Here is an 8,128-nt window from a genome sequence, read left to right as displayed (position 1 = left end):
GGGGTGCGCTTGGAAAACGGAAAATATCCTACGCTAAGGCTATTTTATGTACAAATTGATATTGTCTAAATTCTTTTACCTATTTAACCACTTCTCTTTCACCTCATCATTGTAAACTCAAAACCTAACCACGCATGACATTTGAGTACACCCCATTGTCACAAGCTAATGGGTTGACATTTTTCTATTAGATCATTACTTATCTGTCATATACATTATGATCACCACTTAAACGTCATCAATGGGTGAAAAATGTACATTCATGGTTATCTCCGCGCATCAACAAAAGAACAGGACGCTCTCCGAGCTAAAAATAGGATGAAAGCTTTCGTTGAAGAAAAAGGGTTTCGCATGGCCAGTTGGTACACTGAAAATGTATCTGGGGCCTCACTCCAACGACCAGAACTTTTACGTTTGCTTGATGATGCAGCATCTGGTGACATTATTCTCATTGAACAGGTTGATCGTCTTTCACGCCTAGATGAAAAGGGTTGGGAAAAATTAAAACGTCTTATCCAGGAAAAAGACCTTATTGTTGTTAGTTTGGATCTTCCAACAAGCCATATAGCTCTGACGTCAAATGTTGGCGATGAGTTTACCTTTGTTATGCTTAAAGCTATTAACGGGATGATGTTAGACATGCTGGCTGCTATCGCTAGAAAAGATTATCTGGATCGTCGCCGCCGACAACAGGAAGGTATAGCAAAAGCTAAGGCGGTAGGTAAATTCAGGGGGCGTCAGGCTGACCATCAATTGCATGAAAAAATCATTGAACTTCGAGTAAATAATAGGCAGAGCATCCGAGATACTGCGAGGTTATGTGGTGTTTCTGAACGAACGGTTATACGCATTGTTAAACAGAAAACATTTTCTTAATAGGCTTATATTTTGAAAATCAGAGCGAGCTATGTCCGTATTCTGGGAGAGCATTGATGCCACGACGACAAATACTGAGCAGTGATGAAAAAGAACGTTTACTGGTTGTACCTGATGATGACATCCTGCTCGCACGAATATGTTTTTTAAATGAGCAAGATCTGATTCTCATTAAAAAACATCGAAGACCCCCTAACCGTTTAGGCTTTGCAATTTTACTCTGTTATCTACGAGGGCTGGGTTTTACCCCAGATAAAAATGCGCTTCCCCACGATGGTATTCTATCCAGAGTGGCAGAGAGATTGAAACTCAATCCTGATTTATGGCAAAAGTACGCTGCTAGAGAGGAAACCCGTTGGGAGCACCTTGCCGAGCTCTATCGCTATTTACAATTAGTGCCATTCAGTAAGCCTTTGCAAAAAATGTGCATTAGTCATTTATATCCTCATGCTATGCGAACCGACAAAGGTTTGATCCTTGCTGAAGAGATGCTCATCTGGCTACATAATAATAATGTTATCTTCCCTTCCATTGATGTGGTTGAGAGGACCCTTGCTGAAGCCACGACAATTGCGGATAGAGCAGTGTTTACAGCACTGACAACGCAACTGGAACCACAACATAAAACAGCCTTAGATAATCTGTTGATCTCAGGGGATGAACAACTAAGCCGTCTTGCTTGGCTGCTTCAACCTCCGGGGAAAATTAATGGTAAAAATGTGTTGCAGCATATTGATAGATTAAATGCTATTGAGGGATTGGCTTTACCTGAAGGTATTTCGCTTTCCGTTCACCAAAACCGACTGCTCAAATTGGCTCGAGAAGGTAGAAAAATGAATAGCAGGGATCTGGCTAAATTCTCCGAGACACGTCGTTACGCCATGTTGGTTTGTGTTATCTCAGAAGCAAGGGCCACACTGACTGATGAAATTATCGAATTACATGAACGTATCTTGGGCAGTTTATTCAGTAGAGCAAAGCGTACACAGGCCGAACGACTTCAAAAAACAGGAAAACTCATTCAGAGTAAGTTAAAGCAATATCTTACCGTTGGGCAGGCTCTGCTAAATGCACGAGAATCAGGGGATGATCCTTGGACTGCAATAGAAGGCGTACTTCCTTGGCCAGAATTTGTCGCCAGTCTGGAAGAAACACAGTTTTTAGCCCGAAAGGATAATTTTGAGCCTCTTAATCTGATCACCGAAAAATACAGTACGTTGCGTAAATATGCCCCCCGTATGTTATCAGCATTGCAATTCAAGGCAACTCCTACAGCGCTGTCACTTAGTGAAGCGCTTGAGACCCTTAAAGAAATATACCGAAAACAACTCCGAAAGGTGCCGCCATCCGCGCCCATAAATTTTATCCCTGAAAACTGGAAAAAATTGGTCATAACCCCCTCGGGGATTGACCGAAAATACTATGAGTTTTGTGTCCTTAATGAGCTAAAAGGCGCATTAAGATCGGGTGATATCTGGGTAAAGGGGTCGCGACGCTACCAGAATTTTGACGATTATCTTATTCCTTCCGCTGATTTTGAAAAATTACTCAAAGAGACTCAGTTACCACTCGCCATTCCAACAGATTGCCAAAAATACCTTAGCTCACGTATGGCGCTGTTATCATCACGTCTGGAAGAAGTGAATGCGATGGCGATTGCGGGAGATTTGCATGATGTTGATATATCAGAAAATGGTGTAAAAGTAACGCCACTTGATGACAGCGTTCCTTCAGACGTTTCTCCTTTTGCTGACCTCGTTTATGCCATGTTACCTCGCCCAAAAATCACTGAAATATTAGATGAAGTGGACGGTTGGAGTGGATTTACCCACCACTTTACTCACCTCAAAAATAATCACGTCAGACCCAAAAACAAAAAGTTGTTACTGACGACTATCCTTGCAGATGGTATCAATTTGGGGATAACGAAAATGGCTCAGTCCTGCCCAGGAACAACAAAATCATCACTCGAAGGTATTCAAGCTTGGTACATCAGAGATGAAACTTATTCAGCTGCACTTGCTGAGCTGGTGAATACCCAAAAAAAGAGCCCGCTGGCAGCCGTGTGGGGAAATGGTACAACGTCATCATCTGACGGGCAAAATTTTCGGGTTGGAAGTCATGGTCGATATGCAGGACATGTAAATCTAAAATACGGCCCAGAGCCTGGTGTGCAGATTTATACTCATATCTCAGATCAATACAGCCCATTTTATACTCAAGTCATTAGCAGAGTAAGAGATTCTACCCATGTACTTGATGGCTTGTTGTATCACGAAAGTGAATTGGAAATTACAGAGCATTATACCGATACAGCTGGTTTCACTGAGCATGTCTTCGCACTTATGCATTTATTGGGATTTGCATTCTGCCCTCGGATCAGGGATCTTCCTGAAAAGAAACTATTTATCAAAGGGAAAGCAGAACAATACCCGGGGCTACAGTCGCTGATATCCTCGACGAGTCTGGATATCCGGGAAATTGAAAAACATTGGCATGAGGTACTTCGGCTGGCAACCTCGATTAAACAGGGAACAGTCACTGCGTCGCTAATGTTAAAAAAATTGGCGAGTTATCCCAAACAAAATGGTCTGGCAAAAGCATTACGGGAAATCGGTCGTATCGAACGAACGCTGTTTATGCTGGATTGGTTTTGCGATCCTGAGCTACGTCGTCGAGTGCAAGCAGGTTTAAATAAGGGTGAAGCTCGCAATGCCCTAGCACGAGCCATTTTTATGCACCGGTTAGGCGAAATCAGAGATCGAGGTCTGGAAAATCAAAGCTATCGTGCCTGTGGGTTAACATTGTTAACAGCGGCGATTACGTTGTGGAATACCGTATATATAGAAAGAGCTATCGAATCTTTAAAACGAAAAGGAATTCAGATTCATGAGGCATTAATTTCTCATTTATCCCCTCTAGGTTGGGAGCATATCAATCTAAGTGGTGATTATATCTGGCGGAATAATCTAAAGTTGGGCTCAGGTAAATACCGTCCGTTGCGTGCAGTTAATATAGGTCGGTACAAAAAATAAGCTTAGCGTAGGATATTTTCCGTTTTCCAAGCTGACCCCTTCTAAGGCGCAGCGAATATAACAAGTCTTTCATTTTGACATTAGCACTAACCTCCCTTTTGTTATCTATGAAACCACAGGGAACAGGGCTGCTCAAAAGGAATTTAATCATCTCGGAGTTCATACCCCACCCCCAACGCTATTAAGAATTCTGGCACGCTGACGAAGGGTTAAATTGCGGGACAAACGGGAAAACAATACGATTGTATGTTTTGGTGCTTCACAGACAAGCACGCGGAAGGTACTATTGTTCATAGCTCAACTCCTACTTGGTTAGGTTTTGGGTTAGTTGATTACAGAGATATACGGTCTTTGTAATCAACAATTTCTATAAAATTAAATTTCTTTCAACCATTTTTCTATTAGCATTATAGTTACTTCTGTCATTTCTTTATCATGATTTAAGCAAGCAATTTTAAATTCTTTGTGCAACTTTTCAGGAATATTTATTTGCAATTTTTTTTTAGGTAATGAAGGATTATTTACAGCATCTAATGCAATATTTATAGATTTATGATTACCTAATTTCATTTTCATTTTATTAACCCTAATATTTCATCTGTTAATACATCTATTTCTCCTTTTGCTTGATGATCATTGGTGTCATAAACCGTTCCTCCATCTAGCATGGTTTTAATGTAAGCTTGCCTTTGAGTTATTTCAGTACTTAATTTTTTAAAACCAGTGTCAGAAATAGAATCTTTTAGTACTGTCAACATTTTTGCTGTGCTTATCTTCTTTGTTATTAGAAAACGAGAAATAATTGGTTGCAATTCATTCCTTGCCTCTATAATGGCTATAATAGCTCCACAAGCAGCAAAATCTAAAGGTGAAGGAGTAACTGGAATTAAAACAATATCACTTACCATAATTGCTGCTGAAGATATTGCTGTTATTGCCGCTGCTCCATCAATGATTATATAATCATATATACTCAGTTTCTTTTTAATTGCATAAATATCTTTTTCGTTAGATGCTTCAGCTACATCAAACAAGCTTTTATTCTCTGAATACCAATTGCCGATGCTTAATTGAGGATCAGTATCAACTACCACCACTTTCATTCCTTTTCTAGCAATAGAAGTAGCGACGTTAATTGAAGTCGTAGTTTTACCAACTCCTCCTTTACCGTTTAAGAATGAAATGATTTTGCTCATAAAAATCCTTAATTAAATTAACAATAAAATTATATAATCAAATAATGATATAATTAAGAAATGATAAAATCAAATAATTATAAAATTACATAATCATAAGAATAGGTAATCTTATAATCATGTAATCATAAGATTATTTTTTGCTTGAGATGTTATTTTTGATTTTAAAAATCTCTTTCTTGCCTTTCTCTCTCTTACGCGATGCTTCGACTTTAGGACAATTTTGATTTCGATTTTTAAAAGTTACTTTATCGGTGACAGGATCAAACAGAACTTCATAGTCTGGAAGGTCATTTGTCTTGGCGAGTTGTTTGATATCAAATCTAAATTTTCTCAATTCTCTTGATGAACCAGTTTTATTATGAAGTTTTTCAAGTGAGATAGAGAACTCATGTTGGCTACCGCAATGCTTACGCGCAATCTCATAAATTCTTCGATCTATAGCTTTGCGAATGCGAAAATAATCTGGACTAATTTGCAAAACTTTAGTTTTAGTTATTGCTTGATACAACCAATCTGGTAGGGTAACTTCTACCATCCCAATGTCCAATTTACCTTTTTGTTCTTCTAAAATTCTAACTTTTTCAATTAATCCAAAGATGACTGTTTCCTCTTTGTCTTCCGAATATACGATATTGGTTTCAATTGTTGTTCCTTTTAAACGATTCAAAGCTTTTTTTAATTCTCTGTACCCTACACCGCTTGTACTACGATTAGTTGTTACAAAAAAATCATAAGGTGTGAAAGCAATTGTACGACTTATTGGTTGATTATTATTTATAGCCTCTTGTAATTTAGAGATAACATAGATCCATATATCTTTATCAAAAATAGTTGCTAGTCCTAAAGAATTCGATCTTACTATTACAGTAACATTCCCATTTTTATATTCCCTATCTTTGGTATCACCTCCTTTTAAGGCAAAAAATGGATGCTCCATACTTGCGATTTCATCGCGGAAAGTACAATTACTTACATCATCAGCGATAAAAAATTCAAGCTGTTGGTGCTTATGTGGGCGTAAGGTTTTCAAATTGTTTTTTCTCTTTTTCGTAGTAAGATCATTCATAGCCTTAATCCTAGTCTGTTTAGGGTTATTGGTGAGAGTTATTGAATTGTTAGCGCAGTTCAATAACTCGCTTTCGTAATTTACGGACGTTAATTAATATCGTAACTTACGGACAAAATATCGTAACTTACGGACATTATAGCTAATTTTGAAAGCAATCAATAATTTTTTTAAATTTAAATTGTGAATAACTTCAAATTTAAACGTAATTTACGGACAAACTATCGTAATTTACGGACAAACTATCGTAATTTACGGACAAACTATCGTAATTTACGGACATTGTGTTTTTTTTTATTCATTTAAATCAATACATTAAACTACACTCCCCCCCCTTTAACTTATTTAACTTATACATAACTATATTTAACCGGAAATTTTTCCCCATTCTCTGTGGATAACTTTTGTGACGAAAGTGGTATAACCACTACAAGATATTCATTGGCCTTAGATATTTTCATTTGATGATTATTTAACCAAATGGTGGCATGATTTCTTTGCACGTTAAGGTGAAATTCCGCTTCCTCGCCCGTTCACTCGCGTTGCTCGGTCACTTGGCTGCGGCGAGCGTTTGGGATTAATTTTTTAAATAGATTTTTAAGTTAATTAACAGTCAACCATTGCACAACAGTGTCACTACCGCTAGCATAACTAGGATTAACGTAATCTATTCATTTAGGTGCAACATGAATAAAACAGAACTCATCAACCAAATTGCTGCAAAAGCCGATTTGACCAAAAAAGATTCAGAGAAAGCGCTTAATGCTTTCATTGAAGTCATCACCGAGTCTTTAAAATCGGGTAACAGCGTACAGCTCGTTGGCTTTGGGAGTTTTCAGGTTAAGACTCGAGCGGCAAGAGAAGGTCTCCATCCGCAAACAGGCAAGGCAATTAAAATTGCTGCTTCGAATATACCGAGTTTTAAAGCAGGTCAAAAGTTAAAAGATGCAGTTAATTAAAATAAGATGTAATAAATGTAACTTAATTTAATAATGTGATAACAATTAAATTAATATATGTTACATTTAAATTACTTCATGCTGGTAACTGAAACATTTACCCTGGTGTTGGCCAGCTTTATGCTGGCATTCTTTTATCCCCAATCATATATTCCCCAGAAAGGAAAGGTTAGGGGCAAAAAAATACCCCTACGAAAGACCAGGTAGGGGTGACTTACGAAGCTCTATCAACTAATGTTTGATATCTTTTTCATAACATTTCCACCTTCAAATTTAATTTGTTTTTGCCATAATTCAACTCTAAAATTGCAATTAGTGAACAAATCGGATGAGTAAAAAATTCACCCCAACGCCCCACGATAGTCTATTTAAGCAGTTTTTAAGTGAAAAAGAGACGGCTAAGGATTTCTTCGATATTTGGCTGCCTAATGAGATTAAATCACTTTGTGACTTAAATAGTCTCAAAGTGGAATCAGGTTCATTTATCGATAGTGAGATGAAAAACTATCAAAGTGATATTTTGTACTCCGTTAAAACAGAAAAAGGTAAAGGCTATTTCTATTTGCTGATTGAACACCAGTCTACACCGGATAAGCTTATGGCATGGCGACTGATGCGTTATTGTATGGCCGCGATGCAAAAACATTTAGAGGCTGGCCACAAAAAGTTACCACTCGTTTTTCCTATCCTGTTTTACACGGGCGAAAAAAGTCCTTATCCCTATAGTACAGATTGGCTAGACTGCTTTAGCGGACGGGATATTGCCGAAAAGATTTATACCAAACCGTTTAGACTGGTTGATGTGACCACGCTTGACGATGGCGAAATTATGCAGCACAAACGAATGGCTTTGCTTGAATTAGTCCAAAAGCACATTCGCCGACGGGATATGACCGAGCTTCTGAGTGAAATTGTTAAATTATTATCGTATAATTATTATTCCGATAATCAGGTGATAACGTTGTTTAACTACCTCATTCAGGAAGGTAACGC

General features: G+C 38.0%; 8 protein-coding genes. 4 read left to right on the top strand and 4 right to left on the bottom strand.

From position 1 onward, the window contains the following. Window positions 1-252: 252 nt before the first annotated feature. Complete coding sequence (locus H1X92_RS00200; protein WP_006663401.1) at window positions 253-876, top strand: recombinase family protein; 624 nt, start codon at window positions 253-255, stop codon at window positions 874-876. Between the two features lie 56 nt (window positions 877-932). Next, entirely contained in the window at window positions 933-3,911 is a 2,979-nt protein-coding gene (locus tag H1X92_RS00195) for a Tn3 family transposase (protein WP_180558317.1), read from the top strand. Between the two features lie 159 nt (window positions 3,912-4,070). On the opposite strand, the gene H1X92_RS15985 is transcribed toward H1X92_RS00195, so the two are convergent. The 4 genes from H1X92_RS15985 to H1X92_RS00180 all read right to left on the bottom strand — a co-directional run bounded on the left by H1X92_RS15985 (window position 4,071) and on the right by H1X92_RS00180 (window position 6,176). Further along, a complete protein-coding gene (locus H1X92_RS15985; protein ID WP_255498961.1) occupies window positions 4,071-4,205 on the bottom strand; it encodes a hypothetical protein in 135 nt (44 codons plus the stop codon). Between the two features lie 81 nt (window positions 4,206-4,286). Next, window positions 4,287-4,487 carry a plasmid partition protein ParG gene (locus tag H1X92_RS00190; protein ID WP_180558316.1) on the bottom strand — a complete coding sequence of 67 codons (201 nt, stop codon included), beginning with the start codon at window positions 4,485-4,487 and terminating at the stop codon, window positions 4,287-4,289. Further along, complete coding sequence (locus tag H1X92_RS00185) at window positions 4,484-5,107, bottom strand: AAA family ATPase (RefSeq protein ID WP_180558315.1); 624 nt, start codon at window positions 5,105-5,107, stop codon at window positions 4,484-4,486. Before H1X92_RS00185 ends, H1X92_RS00190 begins: the two co-directional genes overlap by 4 nt. A gap of 133 nt (window positions 5,108-5,240) precedes the next feature. Next, window positions 5,241-6,176: a replication initiator protein A gene (locus H1X92_RS00180; RefSeq protein ID WP_180558314.1), complete on the bottom strand. Its 936-nt coding sequence runs from the start codon at window positions 6,174-6,176 to the stop codon at window positions 5,241-5,243. A gap of 686 nt (window positions 6,177-6,862) precedes the next feature. Here H1X92_RS00180 and H1X92_RS00175 point away from each other — a divergent pair. Next, window positions 6,863-7,135, top strand: coding sequence for an HU family DNA-binding protein (locus H1X92_RS00175; RefSeq protein WP_180558313.1), 273 nt, complete (start codon window positions 6,863-6,865; stop codon window positions 7,133-7,135). Window positions 7,136-7,463: 328 nt separating this feature from the next. Beyond that, the coding region (locus H1X92_RS00170; RefSeq protein ID WP_180558290.1) for an Rpn family recombination-promoting nuclease/putative transposase at window positions 7,464-8,128 on the top strand (665 nt) is incomplete at its 3' end.

It is taken from the genome of Arsenophonus endosymbiont of Apis mellifera (assembly GCF_903968575.1).
GTDB classification, from domain to species: Bacteria; Pseudomonadota; Gammaproteobacteria; order Enterobacterales; family Enterobacteriaceae; genus Arsenophonus; species Arsenophonus apicola.
Note: the sequence above shows the minus strand (reverse complement) of the source record. Positions and strands in the feature narration are given on the sequence as shown.